We start from the raw sequence: 26,154 nt of genomic DNA, 5'->3' as shown, positions 1-26,154 counted from the left end.
ACCATTGAACAATGGCCAAGCTGCGTTCTTTTCGCCATTCCGGACCGTCTTTTTCCGATCTTGTTCCCTATGCGGGACTGGTCGCCAATGGCGTCATCCTGCTCAAGGACGGGAGTTTGATGGCAGGCTGGTACTTCGCCGGTCCGGATTCGGAGAGCTCTACCGATACAGAGCGCAACGAGATTTCACGCCAGATCAATGCGATCCTTTCGCGCCTCGGCTCGGGCTGGATGATCCAGGTCGAGGCGGTACGCGTACCGACCGTTGCCTATCCCGCAGTTACAGAATGCCATTTCCCCGATCCCGTTACGCGCGCCATCGACGACGAACGACGCGCGCATTTCGAGCGGGAGAAAGGGCATTTTGAGAGCCGGCATGCGCTGATCCTGACCTATCGTCCGCCGGCGCGGCAACGTTCAGGCCTCACCCGCTACCTCTATTCGGACCCAGGGAGCCGAGCTGCAACCTATGCCGACACAGTGCTACAGACGTTTGAGACTGCAATACGCGAAGTCGAGCAGTATCTCGCCAACGTCTTGTCGATCAAACGGATGGTTACCCGACCGGTCGAGGAGCGAGGCGGCTTTGTGACCGCTCGCTATGACGAAATGTTCCAGTTCATCCGCTTCTGCGTCACCGGAGAGAACCATCCGGTGCGCCTGCCTGACATCCCGATGTATCTCGACTGGTTGGTGACGGCTGAGCTTCAGCATGGGCTGACCCCGGTCGTCGAAAACCGCTTTCTTGGGGTGGTTGCAATAGACGGATTGCCAGCAGAGAGCTGGCCCGGAATACTCAACTGCCTCGACCTGATGCCGCTTACCTATCGCTGGTCGTCGCGCTTCATGTTCCTCGATGACCAGGAAGCTCGCCAGAAGCTCGAGCGCACACGCAAGAAGTGGCAGCAGAAAGTCCGGCCGTTTTTCGATCAGCTTTTCCAGACGCAGTCCCGTGCGATCGACCAGGACGCCATGACCATGGTGGCAGAGACGGAGGATGCGATCGCGCAAGCTTCATCGCAGCTTGTCGCCTACGGCTACTACACCCCAGTGATAGTCCTGTTTGACGAAAGCAGCACCCGCCTTCGGGAGAATTGCGAGGCAATTCGGCGCATGGTCCAGGCTGAGGGTTTCGGCGCGAGGATCGAGACGCTCAACGCAACCGAGGCATTCCTTGGCTCGTTGCCTGGCAACTGGTACGCCAATGTCCGCGAGCCGCTGATCAACACGCGCAATCTTGCCGATCTCATCCCTCTGAACTCGATCTGGTCCGGAAACCCTGTTGCGCCATGCCCATTTTTTCCTCCGGCCTCGCCGCCACTGATCCAGGTTGCGTCGGGCTCGACACCTTTCCGACTGAACCTGCATGTCGACGACGTCGGCCACACGCTGGTCTTCGGGCCAACGGGGTCGGGCAAGTCGACACTCCTTGCCCTGATCGTCGCTCAGTTTCGACGCTACCCAGATGCCCAGATCTTCGTCTTCGACAAGGGCCGGTCGATGCTGCCGCTGACACTGGCGGCCGGCGGCGATCATTACGAGATCGGGGCAGACAGGGACGTTTCACCGGCAGGTGAAGTCAACTCCGGTAATGGGCTCGCTTTCTGCCCGCTCTCGGATCTTTCCACCGATGCCGACAAGGCCTTCGCGTCCGAATGGATCGAGACGCTGGTGGCCCTACAGGGTGTTTCCATCAAGCCGGATCACCGCAACGCGATCTCGCGGCAGGTCACACTTTTGGGGGAAGCCCGCGGCCGCTCGCTGTCGGACTTCGTTTCTGGCGTCCAGATGCGCGAGATCAAGGAAGCACTTCATCACTACACCGTCGACGGACCGATGGGGCAACTGATCGATGCCGAGAGCGACGGGCTGTCGCTTGGATCTTTCCAGACCTTCGAGATCGAGCAACTGATGAACATGGGCGAGCGCAACCTCGTCCCAGTCCTGGCCTACCTCTTCCGCAGGATCGAGAAACGCCTGAGTGGCGCGCCAAGTCTGATCGTCCTCGACGAGGCATGGCTGATGCTGGGTCACCCTACGTTTCGCAACAAGATCAGGGAATGGCTGAAGGTGTTGCGCAAAGCCAACTGCGCCGTGGTGCTCGCGACCCAGTCGATTTCCGATGCGGAGCGCTCAGGCATCGTCGATGTGCTCAAGGAATCCTGCCCGACCAAGATCTGTCTGCCCAATGGGGCGGCACGCGAGCCAGGCACTCGCGAATTCTATGAGCGAATTGGCTTCAACGAGCGCCAGATCGAGATCGTGGCCGCTGCTATCCCCAAGCGCGAATACTATGTCGCTTCACCTGAAGGCAGACGGCTGTTCGACATGTCGCTCGGACCAGTTGCCCTGTCCTTCGTCGGCGCATCCGGCAAAGACGATCTCAAACGCATCCTGGCACTCAAGCGAAAACACGGCCTGGAATGGCCGACCCATTGGCTTGAACAGAGAGGAGTTGGTCATGCCGCATCACGGCTTCCATCCACATAGGTTGCGGGCTGCCAGTGCCGCGGCCATGTTCATTTTCACGACAATCACGCCGGGGACCGGCCATGCCGGCGGCGTGACTGGCCAGGCAACCGAATGGACGCAGCTTCTCAACAACGCCGAGTTGATCGCGCTGGTCGGCAAGTCTGCTGAACAGGTCAACAACCAGGTCAAACAGATCACGCAGCTGGCTGAGCAGATTCAAAACCAGCTGAACATCTACAACAACCTGCTGCAGAACACCGCCCGGCTGCCCGATCACGTCTGGGGACAGGTCGAAGGCGACCTCAAGAAGCTGCAAGCGGTTGTCGGGCAGGGGCAGGGCGTCGCATTCTCGATGGGCAACGTCGATGACGTGCTCAAGCAACGCTTTCAGAGCTTCGCCGATTTCAAGACAGGCCTTGCCGAGGGCCAGACCTTTTCCGGCAATTACCAGAGCTGGTCGGCCACAAACCGCGACACGATTGCCGGCACGCTCAGGGCGGCGGGGCTGACGGCAGATCAATTCACCTCGGAGGAATCAACCATGAACTCGTTGCGTTCGATGTCGGAGACCGCCGACGGTCAAATGAAGGCGCTTCAGGTCGGTCATCAGATAGCGGCTCAGCAAGTTGCGCAGTTCCAGAAGCTGCGCGGGTTGGTCTCGCAACAGATGACGATGATGGGAACGTGGTTCCAATCCAGACAAGCAGACAAGGATTTGGCGCAAGCGCGTCGAGAAAGCTTCTTCAGCTCTACGTTACCCAGTGTGCGGGGCGGCCAAATGATGGAGCCGCGCTGGTGAGTTCCGCAACGGTCACGGCAATTGCGATCGGGATCGCCATCGGCCTCTGCGCGTGCAGCGCCATCTGGATGCTGCGGAAATCCGCGCCGACGGATGCAGCGCCAGCATCCGTGTCGGAAACCGCACGCCGAGAACATGCGGAAAAGTTCTTCGGCGGCGATCCGGAACGGACTCCGCGAGGCGGCCAGGAGATGCGGCCAAGATGGTAACTGCCAGACAATTCGCCAGCTGCCATCTCGCATGCGCAGTGATCGGTACAATTCTGCTTGCCAGCACGCCCGTACTCGCCCAGCAGGGCTCGGTGCTGACGACGCTGGAGAACCAGGTCGTTACGGCCGCGCGCGGTTGGCAGGCGACTGTGATGAACGCAGCCCGCTCATTGTTCTGGATCCTCGCCGGAATTGAAGTTGCGATCGCAGCAGTCTGGCTTGCCATAAACACCGCATCGCTCGACAGTTGGTTTGCCGAGCTGGTGCGCAGGATCATGTTCATCGGGCTCTTCGCATTCATCCTTGACCAAGGTCCGAGTTTCGCCAAGGCGATCGTCGACAGTCTGTTCCAGATCGGCGCCAGCGGTGGATCGGCATCTCCCGCCAACATCTTCGACGCCGGCATCCGCGTCGCCTCGAAGATGTCCCAGCAGGCAAAGTTCGGCCTGTTCGAAGACAACGCGCTGGCGATAGCCGCCGTCTTCGCCATGGTCGTGGTGGTCGTCTGTTTCAGCCTGGTCGCGGCGATCTTCGTTGCGGTCCTGGTCGAGATGTATGTCGGCCTTCTCGCCGGCATGATCATGCTCGGCCTGGGGGGATCGTCCTTCACCAAGGATTTTGCCGTTCGTTACCTGATCTACGCCTTTTCCGTTGGCATGAAGCTCATGGCGCTGGTGATGATCGCGCGGATCGGCTCGGAAGTGCTGATTGGACTGGCGGAAGCGCCAACGGCCAACTCCGAGAAATTCGTCACCACGCTCGCCATCGCCGGCATAGCCGTCGTCGTATTCATCATTGCCATGTATGTGCCGGCGATCCTCCAGGGGGTTGTGCAGGGAGCCTCTGTATCCGGCGGCATGGAGGCAATACGCCATGGCGGCCAGGCGGCGACCTTTGCGGCTGGTGGCGCCTTCCTTGGTGCAAGTGCCGCCACCAACGGCGCGTCCACAGCAAGTGCTGCCCGGGCGGCAGGCGCCTCCATGGCAGCCGCAGCCTTTCGCGGAATGGTTTCCGGCATTGGCAGTGCCGGATGGGCGGCTGGATCAGCCGCCAAGGACAAGGCGATCGCGTCACCAGGAGCCCATGCCGGCTCGCTGCTTGGGCTCGCCAATGCCAAGCTCGACCAAAGCAGGCCCTCGGGCAAAGCGGCACCCGCTCCGCTGCCTGCCAACGAAAACAAGTAATCGGAGATGAGCCTGCCATGGCCGAGCGCAACCCACCAGAAAACCCTTATCTCGCCGCCCGCCAGGAATGGAACGAGCGCTATGGCTCTTATGTAAGAGCGGCGGCCGGCTGGCGTGTGGTCGGCGTCACCGGGATGGCTATGGCGGTGATCGGCTTCTCCTATGCCCTGTTTCAGAGCACCCAGGTCAAGCTCGTCCCCTACATTGTCGAAGTCGACAAGCTTGGCTCGGCGGCTCATGCGGGGTTCCCCCAGCAAATTGAGTATGCCGACGCGCGCGTTGTGCGTGCGACCCTTGGCAGCTTTGTTTCCAACTTTCGAAGTGTGAGCCCGGATGCGGTCGTGCAAAAACAATACATTGACCGCACCTATGCCCTTTTGCGGACGTCAGACCCCGCGACCGAAAAGGTCAATGCGTGGTTCCGGTCGAATTCGCCGTTCGACAGGGCCAAGACTGCCACCGTCGCCATCGAGGTCAACAACATCGTGGCGCTCTCGGCGCAATCGTTCCAGATCGATTGGACCGAGTTTGAGCGCGATCGCAGGGGCAAGGAAACTGGCCTTCGCCGGTTCCGCGGCATCGCCACCGTGACGCTCACCGCGCCACAGGACGAGAGCGTCATCCGGCTCAACCCCATTGGTCTCTATCTCCGCGACTTCGACTGGACCGCGCAGCTGTGAAAGGCATGGCCCCGATGAATACGACCACCTCCAGCATTACTGCGCGCGCCCTCGCCATCGCGCTTGCCGCCACGTTCGCTGCGGCTCCGATCTTCTCATTGCGAGCCCGTGCCGAAGGCATGAGTGCCAACGAGCAAAAAGGCACCGGAATTTCCGGGCAGTGGCGTGGGAAAAGAGGTCTCGTCACCAAGGGCACCGATGGCAAGGTGATTTTTCTCTTTGGCGAGATCCAGCCGTCGGTCGTCTGCTCGCCCTTGCAGGTCTGCGATATCGAGCTTCAGCCTGGAGAGGCAGTACGCGACGTGCTGGTCGGCGATACTGTCCGCTGGAAGATTGAGCCTGCGACCTCCGGTGCGATCGGGGGACAGGCGATCCATCTGATCGTCAAGCCATCCGAGCCCGATCTTGTCACCTCAATGGTGGTGACAACCTCACGGCGCACCTACCATATCCAGCTCAAATCGCATCATAGCCAATACATGGCGCGTGTCGGCTTCGAGTATCCGGAAGATGTCACCTCGAAGCTGACTGACATGAACGCACGGCTCGAGGCGAGCATCATGCCAGGTGCGGCCGTTCCAGCCGAGCGGCTGAACTTTGGCTACACGGTCTCCGGTAATGCGCGCTGGCGGCCGACACGTGTATATTCCGATGGAACCAAGACCTACATCCAGTTTCCGCGATCAATCTCCGGGCAAGACGCTCCCGTGCTGTTCGTCGTCTCTGGAGGCGAGAACCGCGTCGTCAATTATCGGATGAAAGGCGATATGATGGTGGTCGACTATCACCTCGAACGCGCCGTTCTCATCTCAGGCGTGGGCTGGAGGCAGGAGAAGATCACCATAAGGCGAGGACGCTAAGATGCGCCACGTCCTGGCTGTTCTGTCGCTATGGTCTGCTGTTGCCGGTTGCCAAGCCCCTACAACCGATCGGCTTGTCGCCAGTTCGGCACCGCCCGAAATTTCTGGGTCCGCTGCCAGCGCTATTGCGGGCGACATGGTTACGAAACTTGCCGAACAGATAGGGCCCGGAAACAACACCATCATATTGAAACCCGATAGCTCACCGTTCGGTCAGGCACTCGAGACCGCGCTGAAAAGCTGGGGTTATGCGGTCGCCACCGATCAGAAGACGGAGGGCAAGACGATCCCGCTCGCCTATGTCATGGACATCTATGAAGGCCAGGTCCTGGTACGCATGTCGACAACTAACGTCGAACTCGGACGTGCCTACGAGGCAACAATGTCAGGCGCGTCCCCGGCAAGTCCGCTCTCTGTCATGCGTCGTGGATAGGGGAGGGACAAACATGGTGCAATCCTTAAAACTCGGCGGTACGCCAAACCAGGAGAACGGCTCCGGCATTCAGCGCCTCAACAGGTTGCCGGTGGTTGCCGCAGTCGTACTCGTCCTGCTCTTCTTCGCCGTCATCATCTTTGGATTGACGTCGCGTGGCCTGCTCTTTCGCAGCGACGATGGCATCGACGCTGCCTCGAACAACCCGGCATCGACATATGCCGAGCAGCTGAAGCGCGGGGTGTCGGATGGCATTATTGGAGACTCCGCCGAGGTGAACACGCCCCCACCGGCGCCACCAGTGCCGGCTCAAGTAGTAGCACAGGTGGCCGAGAACCCTTTCGAAACAAGGCACGATCGCCAAGATCAATCGTCTGAGCAGGGTGAACCCGAGAAAGCCTGGAAAGCCCGTTTAGAACGTGAACAGCGAGAGCAGTACATTCGTGAACGCCATCGCCAGAAAATGGCTCGCCTGCAGGCCAGTGATGCTGCCTACGACTCGCCTCTTGCCGTCAGCCTGAACAATCTCGAAGCACCCGATGCAAACGACAAACAGAACACCGGAAACGCATCGGCAATATCAGCCGGACCTGCCGCGGCCGGCGATCTCTATGCTGCAGCCATTCAGGCAGGTATCGGCGGCCAGAACCTCGATCCGAACGGCCAGCGTGCCAAGACTGATTTCTTCAATGCTGACATGAGAGATCTCGGCTACCTGCCGAACAGGCTGGTTCATCAGCAATCTGTCTATGAGCTGAAACGCGGCTCGGTGATACCCGCAACGTTGATCACCGGGATCAATTCCGACCTGCCGGGCCGCATCACCGCCCAGGTCAGCCAAAACGTCTATGACAGCGCCACCGGCCACCGTCTGCTCGTTCCACAAGGCACGAAGCTATTTGGCCGCTATGACAGCAATGTTTCATTCGGCCAGTCGCGCGTGCTCGCAGTCTGGACCGACATCATCTTTCCGAACGGGGCAACATTGCAGATCGGCGGCATGGCGGGCACGGATGCGCAAGGCAATGGTGGATTCAAGGACAAGGTCGACAACCACTATTTCAAGACATTCGGCTCGGCGATCCTGCTCGCAATCATCGGCACTGGCATCGACATGGCAGTTCCGCAATCATCTACAAGCTCAAACCAGAACAATGCATCAGATGCAGCGCGCCGGAATTTCGCCGAGACCTTTGGGCGGCTGGCAGAGCGCACCATCAGCAAGAACCTCGACGTGCAGCCGACCCTCGAAATCCGACCGGGTTACAAGTTCAACATCCTTGTTGACCAGGACATAGTCTTTCCTGGGGCCTATCGAGGCTGAGATCCGCGGCCGCAAATCAAAAGTGGCTGTCCTTGCAAATTCCCATTTGGAAGAGAGCTAAGCCCGCCCTATGCGCCTCAGGCCATCACTTCTCCCAGCACATCCCATGGTATGGGCCAACTATTCGGGACGATCATCAATCCTCAAATTGTGCGATTGCATAGCTTTTTCTATCCGGTACCTCGGTTGTTGCTGAAATTCGTTACCCGCGCAACGCAACAATCTCTGATCCCGGAGAATTCATTTGGACGGACAGATCACGGCGCTTATCGATGCGCTTGACATTTCGAAGGATCAGCGATCGATCCGCGGAGCGTTAAAGTCATTCTCGCTTGCATGCGGCTACGAACGCTTTGCCTACTTCGAGATAACGTCAAAGGAGATTTCAACGATCAACAGCTATCCGCTTGAGTGGCAGCATGACTATCTGCGGAACCAGTTTGCACGTATCGATCCAGTCGTAACGACCGCCAAGCGCCTTATGCAAGTGTTCACCTGGTCCGTCCAGGACTGGCCAAGTCGCTGTCTGACGACCGAGGAAAAGCGGTTTCGTTCCATGGCCAAGGAGTACGGACTATGCTCAGGATTGTCTATTCCGGTGCTTGGCAGCTACGGCAGCATCCTGATGCTGTCACTCACCTCTGCGAGGCAGAAAAGCCTGCTTCCCACGTCTGCCAATGTAGCGCGCGCGGAACAGGCAGTTCTTTACGTTCACCATCGGCTTCGAGCCATCAGCGACAGCGATCTCATGAGTTGCTCGCTGACCCTTACATCTCAAGAGGCGGTATGCTTGAAGTGGGCAGCGAAGGGTAAGTACATGCGAGAAATCTCGATAATCACAAACCTTCAATACCGAACAGTTCAGTTTTATCTCGACAATGCCCGCAAGAAACTTGATGCGGCCAATTTGGTACAGGCCGTTTCGATCGCAAAAGATAAGGGAATTATCTGACGATATGCACGCTGCGTCGGCATATACGGGCCTGATTTACGTAATTCATTACCCACGCAGTGAACCAGAAAATTTGGAAGGCAGAAACTGAACTGGCGGTCCTGGCCATCGCATCAGGCTTAGTGAGGTTGCATTTGCATTCACTAGCTCAAGGACATTCTTCCTGACGTGTTGACTCTATTTGCCACTCGTTCGAGTAATGCGCTGTCAAACGAGGGCGGTACAAATGGCTGACGAGAACAATACACCGGCTGCGGCCGGCGAACCCACTGAGGGAACTGCTGCTGCAAAGCAGAAGACACCGAGACGCAAGAAAACTGCGGCCGCGACCATTCATGCTGCACCGAAAGCAGCACCAGCAAAAACGCAGAGCACCAAACGCAAGATATACAGCGAAAGTCAGAAAGCCGATCTACTCAAGGCAATCAGCGCACAAATCGCTGAAGGCAAGGGCCCGCTGCGAGAGGTAGTCAAGGGCGCAGGAATCTCAATGCAGACCTACTATCTGTGGCAGCGCCATGAAAAGCCTGTCGCCAAGAAAAATGGGAAACCCGCTGCTTCAAAGGTTGCAAAGGTTTCTTCAGGCGGCCACGAGCTGGCCGAGCTGGTTCAGCTCGAAGCGGAAAACCAGCGGCTTCGTTTACTTCTGGCCGAAAAGTTGCGGGCGGAAAATCTCGAGTTGCGCAAAAGGCTCGGAATGAACTAGAGCGTTCGCGACTAGCTTATTGAGTTGCGGCGTCTTTTGACGACGCGGAGCAACTTTGGTGAGTGGCACTGCCATTTACGCTGTCCGCTACCGCGGACAGCCGCCTGCTGTATGTCCAAATCAGGTGGCAAGGCGCTGACGAGCGGTTGCCAATTTGGAAAGTTACCTGGAATTGATCATGAAGACGCCACAGCGGAAATTCGTTGTCGAGTTCAAATCGCCTCGGCGCCGGACAAATGCACAGACAAACTCGATTTGGGACGACACTGATCTGAAGGCGTTGACCAGGGAAGTCGAAGATCTGCACCCCAATCTGGCTCTTCCGGGCCACGAGCCCGATACCGCCATCGCAGGTGCAGTGACGTTACCCGAAGCGTTCGAGGCTGCAGACGAAGCAGACGCTGCCGCTGACGTTGTTCAAACTACCAGCACAGCAACTGGTATTTTGGCGACTGACGGGTTGCCCGACGCTGATACCGAACATCCCGAGGCTGCATCGTTGGCGGCAGTGCAAGAAAATGTACGCTCAACGAAACCTCGTTTGAAATCGCAGGGTCCTGCTAAAAGGCGTGTCGAACGCAGCCAACGGTCGAAGCGAGCCAGCGATTATCAGAGCGCAAAAACCACGCCTGTCGCAGGATCAGTTTCGTCGGATGAACTTGCAGCTCTTGAGGTAGAGAACAAGCGCCTGAGAGAACTGCTGGCCGAGCACCTTCGATTCCAGAACGTACAACTCACGCAGATGCTGTCACGGTTTGGTCCCAGCTAAGCTCTGCCATGAGCCTTATATGACCGTTGCGGCGCCGGTGGTCGCGAAATAAAAAACTGCCGGTTTGCAGCGGGAAAGGGGTGCAGGAAATCATTTGAAATACGCCTGATTTAGCCGCTGCAAGAGTCGTCACGGCGATGGATCTTACCCCCATCATAGTGACGAAGACCTCCGCTTTTGGCCACCATCGCATAGTCGTCTATTCTGAAAGTCCGGCAATCGCCAAATGTGGCGAGTGACGTGTACGCTTTCCTCGATCAAATTCTTCATCCAGCTCGATGTTGCGATGGAGAAGAGTGATGACAGGGCTCGCGAAATCGTATCCCGACCCGATTCAGCCAAATGTTGTCCAACACGACGGAAAGGGTCGGGCCTGTGCACATCACGGCGAACTGATTCAGGGCGTATTCCAGGATGAAACGGGACGGCTGCACCGCGGACTGGTCACGCTTCCACTGCGCAACATGGGCTCTCACGCAATCTTTCAGAGAGCTGACCGGCAAGGGGTCAGCGTGGTTCCGCCGGAAAAGACCAAGGCGGCAAAGGCAGCGCTCCTCACTCTGAGGCATTTGGACCGCCAAAATCAGGGCGGCCTTCTCACGGTGGAAGGCACAATTCCTCTAGGCCATGGATATGGCTCCTCCACGGCCGATGTCGTTGCATCGATACGCGCTGTTGCCGATGCATTTACGACGATGCTTCGACCTTCGGTTGTCTCACGTTTGGCGGTCGAAGCCGAGAGAGCAAGCGACGCCATAGCCTATGAGGACCAGGCTGTTCTGTTTGCCCAGCGCGAAGGCACGGTGATCGAGCATTTCGGTGACGCCTTGCCGCCGCTCTGGGTCATAGGCTTCAAGGCGAATGGCGGGCAACCGGTCGATACGCTCGTTTTGCCTCCCGCTCGCTATTCAGGCGAAGAGATCCAGACTTTTGCAATGTTGAGAGGGTTGGCAGCCCGCGCAATAAGGCATCAGGACCCATATCTGTTGGGTCAGGCAGCCAGCCTCAGTGCAAAGATCAGTCAACGTCATCTCGCCAAGGACCAATTCGAAACTGCCATTGGCATTGCGAACGCGTATCGGGCCTGCGGAGTGCAAGTCGCCCATAGCGGATCTCTCATCGGTATTCTCCTGGACGCTACGGCATACGGCCTGGCCGACGCTAGCCGCAACATTGCAGAAGCAGCCGTCGCAGTCGGTTTCAGAGACGTTTCAGTGCAGCCGATCTACCCGAGAGGAGGGGCAGATGAGCATTGACGCAGACTATTTCAGGGCGCTCGAGACGCCCCGAATGGCCCGGTTGGCCGACAACCTTGTCGCGGCAGCCTTTCCGTTGATGAAACTGATGCCAGCCCGTTTCATCCTCGACCGGGCTGAAGCAGCAGGCGAGCTCAAAAGCGGAGCGCATGTAGTCGAAACAACATCGGGCACATTTGGCATGGCGGTGGCGCTTCTCGCCGCAGCCCGCGGCTATCGACTGACATTGGTCACCGCCTCAAGCCTGATGGACCCTAAGTACCAGGCGCGACTTCAGCGCCTTGGTTCTGAAGTCATCGCCCTCGACGATCCCCGTGGCGATGGCAATCAGACCGGTCGGCTCGAAAGTCTGAACACCATACTGCGAAAGGAGACGGACGCCTTCTGGACCCGCCAGTATGACAGCGACGGGAACTGGCTCGCATACGCGCGTCTAGCCGATCTTTTTGTGCGCGCAATGGGCCAGATAGACTGCCTTGTCGGATGCATCGGTACCGGAGGGTCACTTTGCGGTACCGGCACGTTCTTGCGATCTGTGTTTCCGGATCTCAAGATCATAGGCGTCGACACGCATCGCAGCATCCTGTTTGGACAGCCGCTCGGAAAACGCGTTCTCAGGGGCCTGGGAAACAGCGTTCTTCCCAGGAATGTTCGCCACGAGCTCATAGACGAGATCCACTGGGTTGGGGCTTACCCGGCATTTCATGCTGCTCACCGTCTGTTTCGACAGCATGGAATGTTCATGGGCCCAACCAGCGGTGCCGCAGCCCTTGTCGGTCAGTGGGTGAGCAAAACCTCTCCCGATGCGCGGGTCGCCGTGATCTTGCCGGATGAAGGCCATCGGCATGCAGACACAGTTTACAGCGACATTTGGCTCGCCACCTTGCCTGGTTGGAGGACCCCAGCATCCAGCGCGCCCACAAGAATCTCCAGGATCGAACCCAGACCAGAGACTGCGTGGACACGTTTTGACTGGGGGCGGCGCAGCCTTGATGACGTGTTGCGCCTCCAGCAGACCGACGGCTGACAATGTGCGGGGCCCCGGCAGCTCAAGGCAATTAGCCTCAGGCCATTCCGTGGCCCTTCAGGAACCAGTTCCAGGCATCCTCAGTTGTGTTGAATGCGCCATAGTCTGCCCCAGGGTCGGTCGACCGATCGAGATCCTTGAGGCCGCCAGCAGTAACAACTGCAACGACGCTATCGGTTGCGGCAATTATCCTGCGATCAGTCAGGGCCCTTATCGCCATGAGAGGGGTAACGGACGCCAGTTCTGCAAAAATTCCTTCGCTTCTGGCGAGGCGTGACTGCATGTCGACCAGGCCTTCGTTGGATACCTGAACCGCATGGCCTGACGATTCTCGAAGTGCCCGGAGCGCCTGATAGGTACTACGCGACGTGCCGATCGAAACGGCGATTGAGGCGAAACTGGCTTCCTGTTCCGCAACTTGATCCGTCCTGTCGGCGAGTGCGGCCGTCAGGGAACCGTGGACCTCCGCTGCCACCATTTTCGGGAGGCAGTCTATGAGACCGGCGTGGAAAAGTTCCTTGAACCCGGCCCACACGCCAGAGAGTGCGTCGCCATAGCAGACCGGCATGACACACCAGTCTGGAACATTGCCTGATCTCTGTTCGACAATCTCGTATGCGATCGTCTTATAGCCCTCGATGGCAAGTGGATGACTACCCACCACAGGTGCGCTGAAAGGAGAGGTAACAAACCAGCCAAACCGGTCCTGCGCTTCGGCAAGGATCTTCCACCTGTCAACCTTGTTGGCCAGCGTAAGGACAATGGCCCCATGCTTCCTGATCTGGGACAGCATCGGACCGGCAGTGCCCGCAAACGTCGCCACGACACAATCCATGTCCGCTTTTGCGGCGTAGGCTGCAAGAGAAGCGCCTGCATTGCCCGATGATGCCGTGGCAACTACCTTCGCGCCCTGCGCCCGCGCAATCGAGACCGCTACCGTCGAGAACCTATCCTTGTACGACCAAGTCGGATTACGGCTCTCATCCTTTATGGCAAAGTTGGGCACGCCCAATGATGAACCTATCCGGGAACAAGGGGTCAGAGGTGTCTGGCCTTCACCCAGGCTAACGATGTCCTTGGATGCACAAGGTAGCCTTTGGATATATTTCCACAACGACGAACCACCGGCTTGCTCCCCTGAAAAGGCCCGGCCGACGTCTGACTGCTCACCATATATCGGCGCCAGGTTGGCAGGTGCGACCGGCGCACAAAGCGGACAACCCCTCGAGTCAATCGCCAGTGTTGCGGGATAACGCGCGTCGCACCTTATGCAGGCATAGCCCGTTACGCTTGTCACGAGCGAGCCTCCGGGAAAGACTTGGCGCTGCTGGTGGCTCCCCACACCAGGGCCAGTGGAGTAAACCGGATAGCCGTTCTGTACGATTTCTCGAAACGCACTTCAGAATTGATAAGCTTGACCATCAAATTCTGAGAAAACTGCTTCATCTCAACTCTCACCATAGCGAGTTCATGCCACTCGACTTCAATCAGGCATGTCGGTTGAAGTCAATCAAAATGACTCCTAAAGTGTGCCATCCTATAATGAACAATGGAGAGGTTGCACCGTATGGACCTGCGACATCGACTGGGCCTTAACGTACGCCGGCTGCGGAGAGACAGAGAGCTGTCGCAAGAGCGCCTCTCGCTTCTGTCGGGTCTCTCGCGGGCCTATGTAAGCAGCGTTGAGACAGGTCGCCGAAATGCAACACTGGATACGTTGGAGATCCTGGCACGGACACTTGGCGTCGACGGCTGGGAACTGATTGCCGTCCCCACTGAGCTCGACACTGAAGCCGCGCCGATCGCAGCGGCAAAGAAAACAGCTGATAATTTTGAGGATTCTTAAAAAGAATCCCCTAAGACAAATTTAGGCTATTGACCAACCCTTCTGCAAAGACCTCTAGTTATTAGATACCTTCCTTTCAATAGTACCTTCGTTACATTGCATTTTCGGCCGTCAAAAATATGATTTCTTACACCATTCTGTCCACGATTCGGGAGGCCCACGATACGTCTCGACGAAGAAAGACTAATCCTTGAACTGGTCCAGGCGGCCCATGACCTCTCGCAGGTCAATGCAACTTCCGATGTCCTGAAAGCCCTCAAAGGCCATCTGGCGCGCTTTGGCTTCACTGATCTCCTGATCACTGGCCTGCCGGTACCCCAGGATCGACAGTGGCACCGCGAAATACTTTGCGATGGCTGGCGCCAGGAGTGGTTTCGTCGTTATGTCGAAGAGGGGCATTTTCAGCATGACCCTTGTGTCGCTCGATGCAGGCATCGAGCCTTCCCCTTTCTTTGGAGCGACTTGCAGTTCGAGCCCATGTCACCGCGCGCAAAGCTGGTGATGGATGAAGCCCGGGCTTTCGCCATGAAAGACGGACTTTGCGTTCCGATCCACATCCCTTTCCGGGGGCCTGCCGTCGTGACCGCAGCCGGGGAAAGACTAGAACTGTCTCAAGTGGCGCGCCCCCTGGTTGAAGTCCTCTGCGTGAAAGCCTTTCAAACGATCTGTCGGCTGGAAGGGCTGCTTGACGTCGAATGCGGACCAATACTGGGACCTCGCGAAGCCGAGGTTCTCCAATGGAATGCCGCGGGCAAGACCGCTGAGGAAATCGGGATTATCCTGAACGTATCGACATTCACAGTGCAATCGCATCTCCGCCACATCCGCGAAAAGCTCGGCGCAAACAACGTCTCGCGAGCCGTTTCCAAGGCAATCGTCCTTGGCGAAATCCAGGCAGGCAATGACAAGATCTGGCGATAGCGACTAACCCGCCGGCCAAATACAAACGAGGCAGGAGGTCGCCATGCGCCGCGTATTCGTTGTCGACTGGTCAAACAGGAAGCTGTTTCAGCAACAGATGGAACAGCATTTTCGGCTGCGTCATGAAATCTACGTCGTCGAACGACAGTGGCAGTCAATTGCACGCCCCATCGATATCGAGATGGACGCATTTGATACCGAGCATGCAATTTATCTGCTTGCTCTGGATAGTTCTGGCGATGTCATAGGAGGATCAAGGCTAATCCCATCAACCCGACCACATCTCCTTGGCGACGTGTTTCCCCATCTCGCCAAGGGCAATCCGCCCCGCGCTCCCGCCATCTACGAATGGACCCGCTTCTTCATTGCATTTCCGCACCGTGCCACAGGCAAATCCGCGCGCCTGGCAGGCGAAGTGCTTTGCGGCTTGCTGGAAGCCAGCCTGCAATTGGGAGTTAGGCAGATCAGCGTCGTGTGTGAGGCATTCTGGCCAGCCAGGCTGCGGACGCTGGGTTGGACAGTGGAGGTTCTGGGCGAACAACTCGCGCTCGACGATAGCGAGATAGTCGCAGCACTCATCGAGGTCACTGAGGCGGCGCTGGAAGGCACCCGGCGCTTTTACAGCATAGAAGGGCCAGTGCTCCATCCATCGGTCGTTCTTGAACCTGTTCGCGCGACTGAGGCCGCGGGCCATACACATTAGGAGGCGCCGCAGATGCAGTTGCACCTCCGGGCGCTCCTACTGTCCGACGAGCATCTCGTCGCAGGGCTACATCTCGACGCAGATCAGCGGGAGTTTTCGGGCGGACATGTCAGGGAGATTTTCGACCGCCTTCGTAACAGCCCGTATCCGGAAGCTCTTTACCCTTTCATCGTGCATCACGGCGACGATGCAATTGGCTTCTTCGTTCTCAGAGAGGCGCCGGCGCTCCCTGTCTGGGCGTCTTTAGATGTGATGACACTGCACAATTTTCGTATTGGCAGACAGTTCCAGCGCCGGGGCTTTGGCGCAACAAGTGTCAGGCAGGCAGCGCACTGGGTGGCTGAAAACCGTCCGAATATCTTGCAGTTGATGTTGTCAGTGAACCCTCAGAACGAATCAGCTTGCGCTCTCTATCTGAGCTGCGGGTTCCGTAGCACCGGCGCCTTCCACCAGGGGCGCATTGGCCCCGAAACGATAATGACGGGCGAGATTGCCATCCTCTGCGCCTCATAGGTGGCAAGCGGAAGCATTCGCGGCACCACCATCGGAAAAGCAAGCTCACCCTGACTTGGAGCCTCCGGACCATATCTCAATCAGATCCAAGGATTGTGGATAGCGGCGTGTCCACCACGAGCTTGAACAGGCAGTCCCCAGGCTCTGTAAGGGCAAGGGCCCGCTGACAAGCGACAACACCCGACTGGCCGAAGTGCACCGATCTTGGCGCTGTTGCTGGCTCCGCAACAGAATGAATGATGCCGGCGAGGTCTCCAGTCTGGATCTCGTCGCCCAGAGCCACCGCCGGCTCGAATATGCCCCCAACCGGCGCATAGGTGAACGCTTGCCTGCCATCGACCCGCATGGATCGGGTTTTCGCGGCCGGCTCGACGATGGCGTCGGGCAAGATGGCCATGTGCTTCAGCACACGCAGGATCCCGTTGCGCGCGAGGGCTTCCCCTTGCCGGGACATTGACGCTCCTCCGCCGAGTTCAGTGGTCAGTGCCGGAATGCCAAGCATCTGTGCCGTCGCCGAGAGTGTCGTGGCGCCGCCGCCGCCCGAACCATCGCTGATCGAGCCGATGGACGCGCCAAAGACATGCATAAGTTCAACGAGCCTTGCCGTCTCGGCTTCGGTCTTGCCGACCCGGATCAGACAGCAGGGGAGGTAAAGCAGCGAGGTGCCGCCCGAGTGCAGGTCGATGACGATGTCGGCAAGCGGCAGCAACACCGTCGAGACGTAATGGGCAATCATCCGCGTCGGTGAGCCATTGGCGTCGCCTGGAAACATCCTGTTGAGATTGCCTTCATCGAGCGGCGACACCCGTCTGCCTGCGTCCACGGCAGGATAGTTCAATGCCGGAAGGAGGATAATCCGGCCACGGAGATCGCGCTCATCAAGCTGCCGGGCGAGCTTGCCCAAGGCAACCTGACCCTCATACTCATCGCCATGATTGCCAGCGATCAGCAGTGCGGTTGGTCCATCGCCGTTTCTGATGCAGATAATCGGGATTGGAATGGTGCCATAAGCTGAACGGTCGCTCGAAAACGGCAGCCGCAGGCAACTGACCTGCTTGCCGTCCCTGCGGAAATCGACGTCCGTCCAGATGCGTGTCTCGTTCGCCAATGTCGCCTCCACCCTCAGTGCAACAGCGTGTTGAGGAAAGACCGGGCGCGGGGGTGGTTCGGCGTCGAAAAGAACGCTGTCGGCTCGGCCTGCTCGACAATGCTGCCCTGATCCATGAACACTACCTGGTCGGCCACCTCGCGGGCAAAACCCATTTCGTGGGTGACGCAGATCATGGTCATGCCCTCGTGAGCCAGCCCGGTCATGACGTCGAGCACCTCCTTGACCATTTCCGGATCGAGAGCGGAGGTTGGCTCATCAAACAGCATCAGGCGCGGGTTCATGCAGAGCGCACGCGCAATCGCCACCCGCTGCTGCTGCCCGCCCGACAGCTGTGCAGGATATTTGTTGGCCTGCTCGGGAATGCGGACCTTTTCGAGGAAATGGAGAGCCAGGCTCTCGGCTTCGTTGCGCGGCATGCAAAGCACCCGCCGTAGTGCGAGAGTACAATTCGACAATACAGTCAGATGCGGAAACAGGTTAAAGCTCTGGAACACCATTCCGGTCTGCCGACGAGCGAGTGCTGTCTGCTTGCTGTTGGCGCCGACTTCGATCATCCCGAGTGTCACCGTTCCCTGCTGATAGGCCTCAAGCCCGTTAAGACAGCGGATGAGGGTGGACTTGCCCGAACCGGAAGGCCCGCAGATGACGACGCGGGATCCGTTAGGGATGACGAGGCTGACCTCCTTCAACACGTGGAAGGCGCCATACCATTTGTTGAGCGATGATATCTGGGCGGCAGGCTTATCGACTGTCTGGGTCATGGATTTTCTCTGCAGTTCGCCTGAAAGGAGCGAGCTAGGTCTATGATTTAGCTAAGATGTTGCCGGCGGCTGGGTTGCCAGACGGTGGGCTATCTGCCTGTCGGCCCAAGCAGGCGGACTTCAAGCCGTTTGATGACCTGGGAAATCAGGAGTGCAAGCCCGAGGAAGATGAGACCGGCAACCATCAGCGGCTCGGCATAACGATAGGTGTCGGATGCAATGTCGAAGGCACGACCCAGCATCTCCGGCACCGCGAGCACCGCAAGATAAGGTGTCGCCTTCAGGATCGAGACGAAGTAGTTGCCCATGGGCGCTGCAATGTTGCGCAACATCTGCGGCGCAACGACAAAGATGGTTGCATCGATCCTGCCGAGACCGAGCGCCTTGGCGGCTTCCGCCTGACCGTTGGGGATAGCGTCGATACCCGCCTTGAACACCTCGGCGAGATAACCACTGTAATAGAGGCTGAGCCCGATCATGCCTGTGGTTAGCGCGCCGAGGCGAATGCCGTAGAAGGGCAGAATGAAGTACAGGCAGTAGAGCCAGACCAGCACCGGCGTTGCCCGGATGAAGTCGATGACGAACCCGATGAACAGGCCTCCCACACCACCCGAACGCCTGACGAGCTCGAAGCCGAAACCGATAGCGGAGGCGCCAAGACAGCTGACCGCTGCCACCAGCAGCGTCATGCCGATGGCGCCGAGGATGGTTGGCGCCGTCGAAAGCGCAAAGGCGGGATCAAACTGCACGAAGCGCCTCCCTTGCGGGGTTGATACGCCGTTCCACCCATCGACCGAACAGCGCAATCGGATAGCAGACGATGAAGTAGGCCAGCAGCAGCGAGGTGTAGATCGGCGCCGGGTCGTATTCGATCTGTGAGATCTCCTTGGCGCGAAAGGTCATGTCGGTCAGCGTGACCAATGAAACAAGCGATGTCGCCTTCACCAGCTGGATGATGTGGTTGATGAAGGTCGGGCTCATCGCCACCAGCGCCTGCGGCAGCTCGATGCACAGGAGGATGGTGGACCGCGACAAACCCAATGCCTGGCCAGCCTCCTTCTGCCCGCGGTCCAGCGCCTGCAGGCCGGCTCGAACCGCCTGGCTCGCATAGCCGCCAATGTTGAGGCCCAGCACCATGGCGCTGACTGTCATTGCCGACAGTGCCAGACCGGCGATGGGCAGGGCGTAATAGAATACAAAGAGCAGGATGATGACGGCGGAGCTGCGCCAGAATTCGATGATCGATGTCACCACGAAGCGCGCCAGGCCCTTGGTCAGATATTGGGCGACGCCGAAAACGAGGCCGAAGGGGATGGCAAAGACAAGGCCATAGAGCGTCACCAGAGCGGTGACGCGAAACCCCTGCAGGATGCCGAGCCAAATTTCTAGGATGCTCATTTTGCGGCACCAGCCATGCTGCCACCGCAGAGCTTCTCAACGGTGACGGTTTCTGGAACGATCTCGGTCTCGCCAAAGCCATATCTGGCCATGACCTTGCGGGCCGTGCCATCTTTCGTCAGTGCCGCAAGCCGTTCATCCCACAGCGCCCTGAGATCCTGATCCTCGGTGCGAAAGGCGACCGCTGCATAGGTGGCCTGTTCATCCGTCGTCACGAAGGGAGTGGCGCTTTCCAGACCCTCAAGCTTACCGCTCGAAAACAGCCCGATCGCGGTAGGAGAAGACAGCACCGTCACATCGATGCGGCCGGAGCGCAGGGCAGAGATGTTCGCCTCAATGTCGGGGAACAGCAGCATGCGGCTTTCCGGAACGCCGGCTGCGGTCGCATTCCTGACTGACACACTGCCGCGGCCCGCACCCATGATGATGTCTTGCCGCACGATATCGTCGAAGCCATGGATCCGCTTTGGATTGCCGGCCAGCACGATCGCCGCGTCATGGACCTTCAGATCAGGAGATCCGAAGGCGACCTGCCTGCAGCGCTCCGGCGTGATGGAAAGACCGGAAGCCACCGCATCGAAGCGACCGGCCAGCAGCCCCGGGATAAGGGCGCCAAACTCGGTTACCCTGATATCGAGTTCCTTGACGCCAAGTTCGGAGAAGGCAGCTCTCAACAGGTCCGGATGCCATCCTTTGGCTTCGCCAGTGGCCTCATCGCGAAAGCCCCATGGGGTCCGGTTGTGAATGCCGATGACGATCTTCCCCTCGCGCATGACACGCTCCTTCGTCGTCTCGGCCAAGGCCGCGCCGCAAGAAAGGGCGAAGGTCAACGCCAGCAATGCCCTCCACATCGGCGCAAGCCGCTGAAGCACAGAACTCCCAAAAGTCATTTTCTCTCTCCCATTCTTGTCAAAAAGGTTGCTTCGGCGGCGAATGCGAGGACGCCTGGCATCTGGCCGTGCAACATCGCGGTGTCGCCTCCCGCGATCCCGAGAGCGCTCAGCCTCGCCGTGGATGGTGTTTGGTGGCCTTTTTGGCGGCGGACACGGATGGGCGAAGACCGGAGGTCTCTGCGTCCACCTCGCTTTCGCCCAATGCCTTTAGATCCGCCAAGGTCGACTGGATTTGCGGCCAGGGGAACGCCGATGTGTCCGCCATGGTCTCGCCACCGCCGACAATGATCTTCAGTTTTGCGATCACCCCGGCGATTGACTGGGCGGGTGTGTCGGCAACAGCGTCGACAATCTCTTCTTCAGCCTCGATGGCCTGCGCCTCGGCGGCACGGGCTCGCGAGTATCCGATCTCGCGATCGAGGTCGTCCCAACGTGTCTGACGATCTGTCGGTACGGATGCTTGCGGCGGGCGCTGCTGGTCGTTTTGGAGCCCGCCTTCGGTTTCCGAGGAAGCCAGGGCATTCCTGATCCTTATCTCCAGACGCTGCTGCAGCCGGCACAAAACCATGGCCATGTGGTGTGCCTGTTCCCAATCCTGCAGCAGGACAACACAAGGATCCAATGGCGTAAGGAAATCCGCGCGGCGCCGCTCGGCATGTGCCACGCCATTACTTCTCGCTTCGTCATCCACAGCACAGCCCTTCTTTCGTCCTCCTTGGATGACGAAAGGCAAAGCTGTGGTATTGTCGGAATCAGCCATGATCCGAGCTCCAACCAGCTTGGGTTTGGTCAGGCTGGCCAGGATGTTCGCGCATCACGGTCAGCCGCTCTGGGTGGCGGCCCCGGTTTTGCCGTGCGCCCTCAGAGGATTGATAGAAAAAATATCAATAAGCCCTTTTGGATGTCAATAGAAAAACTATCAAATTACAAAATCACTACTCGGCAAGTGAAGGCCGCGAGGGCGCTCCTCGGATGGTCTCAGGGAGACCTTGCCAATCATTCTGGGGTTTCAGAACCGACTATCGCTCGTCTGGAGGCAGAGGACGGTGTTTTTGGTGGTCGCCCAGATACCACTGCCAAAATATTCAATGCCCTCGTAATTGCTGGCATAGTGTTCATCCCTGAAAACGGTGGTGGAATGGGTGTAAGGCTCGTCCGCGCGCCCAGTCCCTGACAGGCGCCTCGAACTTGTGGAAGGTAAGAGGCGGCCGCTACAAGCAATATCAGCCTTTGTCTAACCCCTCGGCCTCGCAAGCGGTAGCATTGGTGCGCATCCAGCCGCTCCTAGTCGACGCCCCCTTGCGGCAGCCACGCTTCGCAACCACGAATCCGATATCTCAGGCTGCCCAACTCGGAGCCGAAAGCTGTACGCCTAGCTACCGGTTTGCCTTTCGTGCATCCCGCTTTGCTTGCAAGCTTCTTTTTGGGCAGGCTTGCGGCCGGGTCCAAAGCTCTTGGCTACCTCAGAGCGACGAAGCGAATAGTTTCGGCGCAACCATGGGATGATCCCTGGGGAGCCGCCGCTTGGCACGATATTGTTCTGGCGTGAGCCCATGAAGCGAAAGGTGGCGCTTGAGCATCCTGTTCGGCTTGCGCCAGCATCGAAACCCAGCTTTCCGGGAACATTGATGCACGAAAGTCCACCTCGATCAGGCGGGGAGGGGAGGTGACTCCAATTCAGAGACGGCCAACCCGTGCGGTCGACAAGCGACTTGGATTTCCAGGCTGGCTGAAGGCAGCTGTATGGCAGCTATGCGCCCGCATTTCAGTCGTCGGTCGTTGTGTGCACACTTCCTGGAAGCGGACGTTGCCAGTAGGAACAGTGGTGTATCCCCTTCTCGCCCTCGAATTGCGTCCGCTAGTGGCTTAGCAAGATTAGCTGCACTCGGCGACAAGCGCGCGCAGCCGCTTCACAATCTCGGTGCTCGGCAGTCCGAGATCGATAGTTGAAAACCGCAGATCGTGCCCCTGTATTCTAACCGTTTCGTCCAACTCGCTTTCGACCGACGGGTGGATGAACATCCCTGAAGCTGACGACGAGAGCGGGTCCTCTTCCCGCTCCTGGCTGCGGATGTAAGTGTAGAGCTGATAGATGTAGCCGCTCTTGAGGATCTCAGCTCGATGTTGAGAGGCGCCGAAGACTGAGGTGAACTTCGTGTCGATTATGATGCGCCGGTGTTGGCTGGAGTGCTCAAGGATGATGTCCGAGGTCATGCCAGGCATTATTGCGGCAATACCAGATGTGGCGTTTTCGATCTGCCACGACAGGCGTTTCCCTTGCGACACCTTCCACCCCAATGCCGGCAGCTCAGCGGCGTAGAAGTTCCCAATTGCCTTCTCGAACAATCGACGAACGAGGAAAAGATCCTTTTCGACCCGAGTGAGTGCGTTTCTGCCAGCGTCCTCGGTTGGCAACACCAAGTCGAAGACTATGCGCGCGAGGGTGACCATGAGCAAGTCATCGGCGTCGTGTCTGCCGATCCGATCAGCGCTGAGTTCTGCGCGACTGGGCCTTGCGCCATCAACGCCATGCCGCCCGAGATCACCGGCAAGCCACGCACATTGATGAGCAAGAAGCCCATCATTTATGCGGTTCGCCAGGGCATCGAGAGCGGCCCTGACGAGCCGGTTGCGGGGCGTGTCGAACGTCAATTCCTCAAACCGACAGGCAATCATGCCCTTTCTGAGCAGATCACCAGAAAAGGTTTCCAGGATGTCGATACGCCCGCGCACCCGCGTCAGTGCATCACGCCGTTGAACGTAGCCGCGGCTGAGATTTCGGCGAAGGCGGCGTTCCACCGCATAACAAAGGATACGCGCCACCAGCGACGGGAAGTCCGGGGACTCCTCCACCTCTGCGGCATGTTGGCCATAAAATTTTGCAAGGTTATGGGCGTAGAGAAACAGCAGCCAAATGTTGCGCACTGGGATGCGGCCAATCAACTGGCTAGATGGCGCCAGTGGCTCGTCATTCCCTGCATGCAGCATCAGAACCCCGCCAGCAGCTTCTGCTTTGCAGCCTTCACCTTGTCTGGAGCGTCGAACCAATACTCCTCGAGAAGTGGCACGATTTCGGTGCGAACCACATCACTAAACCAACTCTCAGCCTTCTCGGCCATGAGCCCGGCCGGCGGCGTGACGTAGCTGTGACCAACCCGATACTGCGGACCCAGCGATCGGTCGTTCTCTATTTCGTCATTTAGTTCATCGAGGCGGTGCTTGACGAGTGTTATCGCGTCCGCTGGCATCCCGCTCCTTTCGCCGCACCATGCGCGCCAAAGTTCATTGAGCGTCGGCTCGAGTGTCACGAATGCGAACCTTCGACGAAGCGCAAGATCGACCAGCGCCAAAGAGCGGTCAGCGATGTTCATAGTGCCAATGACATGAAGATTTTTCGGTACGAACACGCGCTCTCCGGGTTCGCGCCTATAGGCGAGCTCCATTGCTTCGTCCCGGCTGCGCTTGGTGTCCTCGAGCAGGGTCAGGATTTCGCCAAAGATCTGGGCGGGGTTTCCACGGTTTATCTCCTCGATCACCAGTACGAATGGCCGGTCGGGCTCGGCTTTTGCTGCCTCGACAATCTCAAGAAACAGGCCATCTATAAGCTCGAGTTTGCCAGCGACAGACGGCCGCCATCCCCGGACAAAATCCTCGTACGACAGAGACGGGTGAAACTGGACCACGCGCAGTCGATCTCGTGTAACCTTGGGGTCTCTTGATCCGATCATCGCATAGGCAAGACGTTTGGCCAGCCAGGTCTTTCCAGTACCGGGAGGTCCCTGCAGGACAAGATTCTTTTTGCTTTGGATGCGGCCAAAGATGTCCGCAAGCTGTTCGGGCGCTAGGAAACAGCCATCTTCGGCGATATTTTCAATGGTATAGGAGGGCGCCGCCGCTTCCTCCTCCGTTTCTGTCTCCTCGTCTGCTAGCAAGTCCTCGTCGTTGGCAGGCCGAGCGACCGGGCCGTACTTTTTTGCGAAGTACGGGACCTCATTGATCCAGAAATCGTAATCCTGCTTTCGTCCGGCGAATGTGAAGGCGATCAGCTTGCGGGCAAGCTCATCATTTCGATCAGCTTCAACAAGGGTCACGCGGTAAGTGTAGAAGAACCAGTCTCGGGGCGGATCGAGCGCCTCCCAGGAGACCCTGACAGTTTTCCCATCTCCGACATTGTCGGTGATTGTCCCAATCGCCTTGATCCTCATACAGGAGACGGACTTCCCGAGATTGTCGAATGGGAGATTGTTCTTTCTGACGAAGGCCGCCTTGATGGCGATCTTGTCGCCTGGCTTCATGTTCTTGACCTCGTCCGCGAATTTGTTGTGGAAGCCATTCTGCCAGATGCCATCGGACAAAAAACGCGGCGTCTGGTCATCTGTGCCGCCCCAGGCAGCGCCCACGAACCAGAACCGTCGATCGGGATCGGCGAACAGCTCCTCAGTCGAAATCAGGTCGGGTGCTTCCTCCTCATCATTTGCGGATGTTTTGAACTGGCTCTGGATGCGCCGGAATATCTGGAGCGCGTCGGTATGGCTGAGGGTCGTATTGACCCCTTCGGGAGTCAGAGCCCAGACGCCGCGCTTGGAGGCGTCAATGAGTCCGGCTTTGGCCAGATAGAAACGTGCCCAAGCGACCTTGTTATGGAACTTGGACTGCCCCCCCTTATTGACCCCCTCCAGTTCTTCGACGGGAACCTGGACTTGACCGCGAATCCAATCATACACGCTCTCTGGTGCAGCCGATCCACCAAGCGAACGGAGCGCATCGAGAACCGGATTGAAATAATGCACGAAGCGAGGTCCAGCCGAGCCGTTTGGGGGGGCGACTGACCCATCTGAGAGATGCTCAGGCGCGCTATCCGCCCAAGCGAACACAGCCTGTTGCTGCTGCTTTAGAAAGGCTTTTGGGTCCTCAACAGGGATACCGATCTTCTCGATAGCAGCGAGGAAGCCGGCAAGAGACTCCCCGGCGAGTTCGCCCGTCTCGACATTTTCTTTGTTGACGACAATTGCCGAGAGGAGCGGCCAGCCGCGTTCGTGCGAAATCTTTACGAGTTGGTCGAGGTGTTGAGGAATGGGACGCCGCGCTTTGTTCCACTCGACACCGCTCGCGGCCGCAACCTCACCATAGGTCAAAAAGCGCTTTTGCTTCGCAGCTGCGCGGATCGCTTCGTAAGTCTTGCCGATATTCAGGGTCATAGTGCCTCCCTCTGACCTCTATTGTTCGATCGGCGGAAGCACCCTGCAAGCACTACTTCAAAGTGAGCGCCGATGGGCAGTGCCACTCCACTCGCTGCCCTGCGAAACGGATAGCCAGGCGTTATAAGAAGATGCAAGGA

The 26,154-nt window shown here is 58.2% G+C and carries 27 protein-coding genes; 17 read left to right on the top strand and 10 right to left on the bottom strand.

The features are described 5' to 3' along the window. The first annotated feature begins 11 nt into the window (after positions 1-11). The 13 genes from NDO48_RS17840 (at position 12) to NDO48_RS17780 (ending at position 12,670) form a co-directional block, all read left to right on the top strand. Positions 12-2,489 carry a conjugal transfer protein TrbE gene (locus tag NDO48_RS17840; protein ID WP_267321978.1) on the top strand — a complete coding sequence of 826 codons (2,478 nt, stop codon included), beginning with the start codon at positions 12-14 and terminating at the stop codon, positions 2,487-2,489. Between the two features lie 25 nt (positions 2,490-2,514). Beyond that, positions 2,515-3,270, top strand: a complete 756-nt coding sequence (gene trbJ / locus NDO48_RS17835; protein WP_267322004.1) for a P-type conjugative transfer protein TrbJ — start codon at positions 2,515-2,517, stop codon at positions 3,268-3,270. 68 nt (positions 3,271-3,338) lie between these two features. Next, positions 3,339-3,479, top strand: a complete 141-nt coding sequence (gene trbK / locus NDO48_RS30565) for an entry exclusion protein TrbK (protein ID WP_416377210.1) — start codon at positions 3,339-3,341, stop codon at positions 3,477-3,479. Then, the gene (gene trbL / locus NDO48_RS17825; RefSeq protein WP_267321976.1) at positions 3,473-4,663 is read left to right on the top strand and encodes a P-type conjugative transfer protein TrbL; all 1,191 of its coding nucleotides are present in this window, start codon (positions 3,473-3,475) and stop codon (positions 4,661-4,663) included. The genes trbK and trbL overlap by 7 nt, the downstream gene beginning before the upstream one ends. A 17-nt stretch (positions 4,664-4,680) precedes the next feature. Beyond that, positions 4,681-5,343, top strand: coding sequence for a conjugal transfer protein TrbF (locus NDO48_RS17820; protein ID WP_267321975.1), 663 nt, complete (start codon positions 4,681-4,683; stop codon positions 5,341-5,343). A gap of 5 nt (positions 5,344-5,348) precedes the next feature. Further along, on the top strand, positions 5,349-6,203 hold the full coding sequence (trbG, locus tag NDO48_RS17815; RefSeq protein ID WP_267321974.1) for a P-type conjugative transfer protein TrbG: 855 nt from the start codon (positions 5,349-5,351) through the stop codon (positions 6,201-6,203). Position 6,204: 1 nt separating this feature from the next. Next, entirely contained in the window at positions 6,205-6,636 is a 432-nt protein-coding gene (gene trbH, locus NDO48_RS17810) for a conjugal transfer protein TrbH (protein WP_267321973.1), read from the top strand. 13 nt (positions 6,637-6,649) lie between these two features. Then, entirely contained in the window at positions 6,650-7,960 is a 1,311-nt protein-coding gene (trbI, locus tag NDO48_RS17805; protein WP_267321972.1) for an IncP-type conjugal transfer protein TrbI, read from the top strand. A gap of 244 nt (positions 7,961-8,204) precedes the next feature. Next, positions 8,205-8,912, top strand: a complete 708-nt coding sequence (locus tag NDO48_RS17800) for an autoinducer binding domain-containing protein (RefSeq protein WP_267321971.1) — start codon at positions 8,205-8,207, stop codon at positions 8,910-8,912. A gap of 226 nt (positions 8,913-9,138) precedes the next feature. Further along, the gene (locus NDO48_RS17795; RefSeq protein ID WP_267321970.1) at positions 9,139-9,618 is read left to right on the top strand and encodes a transposase; all 480 of its coding nucleotides are present in this window, start codon (positions 9,139-9,141) and stop codon (positions 9,616-9,618) included. 178 nt (positions 9,619-9,796) lie between these two features. Further along, a complete protein-coding gene (locus tag NDO48_RS17790; protein WP_267321969.1) occupies positions 9,797-10,387 on the top strand; it encodes a hypothetical protein in 591 nt (196 codons plus the stop codon). Between the two features lie 299 nt (positions 10,388-10,686). After that, complete coding sequence (locus tag NDO48_RS17785) at positions 10,687-11,643, top strand: kinase (RefSeq protein WP_267321968.1); 957 nt, start codon at positions 10,687-10,689, stop codon at positions 11,641-11,643. After that, positions 11,633-12,670: a PLP-dependent cysteine synthase family protein gene (locus NDO48_RS17780; RefSeq protein WP_267321967.1), complete on the top strand. Its 1,038-nt coding sequence runs from the start codon at positions 11,633-11,635 to the stop codon at positions 12,668-12,670. The genes NDO48_RS17785 and NDO48_RS17780 overlap by 11 nt, the downstream gene beginning before the upstream one ends. 37 nt (positions 12,671-12,707) lie before the next feature. Here the strand turns inward: NDO48_RS17780 and NDO48_RS17775 are convergent, their stop codons facing one another. Continuing rightward, entirely contained in the window at positions 12,708-13,784 is a 1,077-nt protein-coding gene (locus NDO48_RS17775; RefSeq protein WP_416377209.1) for a threonine synthase, read from the bottom strand. Positions 13,785-14,219: 435 nt separating this feature from the next. Here NDO48_RS17775 and NDO48_RS17770 point away from each other — a divergent pair, with 435 nt between their 5' ends. The 4 genes from NDO48_RS17770 to NDO48_RS17755 all read left to right on the top strand — a co-directional run bounded on the left by NDO48_RS17770 (position 14,220) and on the right by NDO48_RS17755 (position 16,653). After that, on the top strand, positions 14,220-14,516 hold the full coding sequence (locus NDO48_RS17770; RefSeq protein WP_323848112.1) for a helix-turn-helix transcriptional regulator: 297 nt from the start codon (positions 14,220-14,222) through the stop codon (positions 14,514-14,516). Positions 14,517-14,678: 162 nt separating this feature from the next. Beyond that, positions 14,679-15,437, top strand: coding sequence for an autoinducer binding domain-containing protein (locus NDO48_RS17765; protein ID WP_323848116.1), 759 nt, complete (start codon positions 14,679-14,681; stop codon positions 15,435-15,437). A 43-nt stretch (positions 15,438-15,480) separates the two neighbouring features. Continuing rightward, the gene (locus NDO48_RS17760) at positions 15,481-16,140 is read left to right on the top strand and encodes an acyl-homoserine-lactone synthase (protein WP_267321964.1); all 660 of its coding nucleotides are present in this window, start codon (positions 15,481-15,483) and stop codon (positions 16,138-16,140) included. A gap of 12 nt (positions 16,141-16,152) precedes the next feature. Next, on the top strand, positions 16,153-16,653 hold the full coding sequence (locus NDO48_RS17755) for a GNAT family N-acetyltransferase (protein ID WP_267321963.1): 501 nt from the start codon (positions 16,153-16,155) through the stop codon (positions 16,651-16,653). Positions 16,654-16,729: 76 nt separating this feature from the next. Here the strand turns inward: NDO48_RS17755 and NDO48_RS17750 are convergent, their stop codons facing one another. The 9 genes from NDO48_RS17750 to NDO48_RS17705 all read right to left on the bottom strand — a co-directional run bounded on the left by NDO48_RS17750 (position 16,730) and on the right by NDO48_RS17705 (position 26,014). Beyond that, entirely contained in the window at positions 16,730-17,761 is a 1,032-nt protein-coding gene (locus tag NDO48_RS17750) for a succinylglutamate desuccinylase/aspartoacylase family protein (RefSeq protein ID WP_267321962.1), read from the bottom strand. Between the two features lie 14 nt (positions 17,762-17,775). Next, positions 17,776-18,525, bottom strand: a complete 750-nt coding sequence (locus NDO48_RS17745; protein ID WP_267321961.1) for an amino acid ABC transporter ATP-binding protein — start codon at positions 18,523-18,525, stop codon at positions 17,776-17,778. Between the two features lie 89 nt (positions 18,526-18,614). Beyond that, on the bottom strand, positions 18,615-19,274 hold the full coding sequence (locus NDO48_RS17740) for an amino acid ABC transporter permease (protein ID WP_018431294.1): 660 nt from the start codon (positions 19,272-19,274) through the stop codon (positions 18,615-18,617). After that, the gene (locus NDO48_RS17735) at positions 19,264-19,923 is read right to left on the bottom strand and encodes an amino acid ABC transporter permease (RefSeq protein WP_018431295.1); all 660 of its coding nucleotides are present in this window, start codon (positions 19,921-19,923) and stop codon (positions 19,264-19,266) included. Before NDO48_RS17735 ends, NDO48_RS17740 begins: the two co-directional genes overlap by 11 nt. Continuing rightward, on the bottom strand, positions 19,920-20,813 hold the full coding sequence (gene ehuB, locus NDO48_RS17730; protein ID WP_267321960.1) for an ectoine/hydroxyectoine ABC transporter substrate-binding protein EhuB: 894 nt from the start codon (positions 20,811-20,813) through the stop codon (positions 19,920-19,922). Before ehuB ends, NDO48_RS17735 begins: the two co-directional genes overlap by 4 nt. Positions 20,814-20,922: 109 nt before the next feature. Then, a complete protein-coding gene (locus NDO48_RS17725) occupies positions 20,923-21,576 on the bottom strand; it encodes a hypothetical protein (RefSeq protein ID WP_267321959.1) in 654 nt (217 codons plus the stop codon). Positions 21,577-22,279: 703 nt separating this feature from the next. Next, positions 22,280-22,396 (bottom strand): MucR family transcriptional regulator, encoded by a 117-nt coding sequence (locus NDO48_RS30470; RefSeq protein WP_323848111.1) that lies wholly within the window; start codon positions 22,394-22,396, stop codon positions 22,280-22,282. A gap of 295 nt (positions 22,397-22,691) precedes the next feature. Further along, positions 22,692-23,804: a 5-methylcytosine-specific restriction endonuclease system specificity protein McrC gene (gene mcrC / locus NDO48_RS17710; RefSeq protein WP_267321958.1), complete on the bottom strand. Its 1,113-nt coding sequence runs from the start codon at positions 23,802-23,804 to the stop codon at positions 22,692-22,694. Further along, positions 23,804-26,014 (bottom strand): AAA family ATPase, encoded by a 2,211-nt coding sequence (locus NDO48_RS17705; protein WP_267321957.1) that lies wholly within the window; start codon positions 26,012-26,014, stop codon positions 23,804-23,806. The genes mcrC and NDO48_RS17705 overlap by 1 nt, the downstream gene beginning before the upstream one ends. Positions 26,015-26,154: the final 140 nt, after the last annotated feature.

It is taken from the genome of Aminobacter sp. MET-1 (assembly GCF_026521175.1).
Lineage (GTDB): Bacteria > Pseudomonadota > Alphaproteobacteria > Rhizobiales > Rhizobiaceae > Aminobacter.
Note: the sequence above shows the minus strand (reverse complement) of the source record. Positions and strands in the feature narration are given on the sequence as shown.

What these genes read in the sequence shown, in the direction of transcription:
- trbI (WP_267321972.1), top strand. Translation starts at nt 6,650, where the DNA reads ATGGTGCAATCCTTAAAACTCGGCGGTACGCCAAACCAGGAGAACGGC.
- NDO48_RS17770 (WP_323848112.1), top strand. Translation starts at nt 14,220, where the DNA reads ATGGAGAGGTTGCACCGTATGGACCTGCGACATCGACTGGGCCTTAAC.
- mcrC (WP_267321958.1), bottom strand. Translation starts at nt 23,804, where the DNA reads ATGCTGCATGCAGGGAATGACGAGCCACTGGCGCCATCTAGCCAGTTG.
- NDO48_RS17780 (WP_267321967.1), top strand. Translation starts at nt 11,633, where the DNA reads ATGAGCATTGACGCAGACTATTTCAGGGCGCTCGAGACGCCCCGAATG.
- NDO48_RS17785 (WP_267321968.1), top strand. Translation starts at nt 10,687, where the DNA reads ATGACAGGGCTCGCGAAATCGTATCCCGACCCGATTCAGCCAAATGTT.
- NDO48_RS30470 (WP_323848111.1), bottom strand. Translation starts at nt 22,396, where the DNA reads ATGCTCAAGCGCCACCTTTCGCTTCATGGGCTCACGCCAGAACAATAT.
- NDO48_RS17840 (WP_267321978.1), top strand. Translation starts at nt 12, where the DNA reads ATGGCCAAGCTGCGTTCTTTTCGCCATTCCGGACCGTCTTTTTCCGAT.
- ehuB (WP_267321960.1), bottom strand. Translation starts at nt 20,813, where the DNA reads ATGACTTTTGGGAGTTCTGTGCTTCAGCGGCTTGCGCCGATGTGGAGG.
- NDO48_RS17790 (WP_267321969.1), top strand. Translation starts at nt 9,797, where the DNA reads ATGAAGACGCCACAGCGGAAATTCGTTGTCGAGTTCAAATCGCCTCGG.
- trbL (WP_267321976.1), top strand. Translation starts at nt 3,473, where the DNA reads ATGGTAACTGCCAGACAATTCGCCAGCTGCCATCTCGCATGCGCAGTG.
- NDO48_RS17820 (WP_267321975.1), top strand. Translation starts at nt 4,681, where the DNA reads ATGGCCGAGCGCAACCCACCAGAAAACCCTTATCTCGCCGCCCGCCAG.
- NDO48_RS17795 (WP_267321970.1), top strand. Translation starts at nt 9,139, where the DNA reads ATGGCTGACGAGAACAATACACCGGCTGCGGCCGGCGAACCCACTGAG.
- NDO48_RS17755 (WP_267321963.1), top strand. Translation starts at nt 16,153, where the DNA reads ATGCAGTTGCACCTCCGGGCGCTCCTACTGTCCGACGAGCATCTCGTC.
- trbK (WP_416377210.1), top strand. Translation starts at nt 3,339, where the DNA reads ATGCTGCGGAAATCCGCGCCGACGGATGCAGCGCCAGCATCCGTGTCG.
- trbJ (WP_267322004.1), top strand. Translation starts at nt 2,515, where the DNA reads ATGTTCATTTTCACGACAATCACGCCGGGGACCGGCCATGCCGGCGGC.
- trbG (WP_267321974.1), top strand. Translation starts at nt 5,349, where the DNA reads ATGGCCCCGATGAATACGACCACCTCCAGCATTACTGCGCGCGCCCTC.
- NDO48_RS17735 (WP_018431295.1), bottom strand. Translation starts at nt 19,923, where the DNA reads ATGAGCATCCTAGAAATTTGGCTCGGCATCCTGCAGGGGTTTCGCGTC.
- NDO48_RS17705 (WP_267321957.1), bottom strand. Translation starts at nt 26,014, where the DNA reads ATGACCCTGAATATCGGCAAGACTTACGAAGCGATCCGCGCAGCTGCG.
- trbH (WP_267321973.1), top strand. Translation starts at nt 6,205, where the DNA reads ATGCGCCACGTCCTGGCTGTTCTGTCGCTATGGTCTGCTGTTGCCGGT.
- NDO48_RS17725 (WP_267321959.1), bottom strand. Translation starts at nt 21,576, where the DNA reads ATGGCTGATTCCGACAATACCACAGCTTTGCCTTTCGTCATCCAAGGA.
- NDO48_RS17745 (WP_267321961.1), bottom strand. Translation starts at nt 18,525, where the DNA reads ATGACCCAGACAGTCGATAAGCCTGCCGCCCAGATATCATCGCTCAAC.
- NDO48_RS17760 (WP_267321964.1), top strand. Translation starts at nt 15,481, where the DNA reads ATGCGCCGCGTATTCGTTGTCGACTGGTCAAACAGGAAGCTGTTTCAG.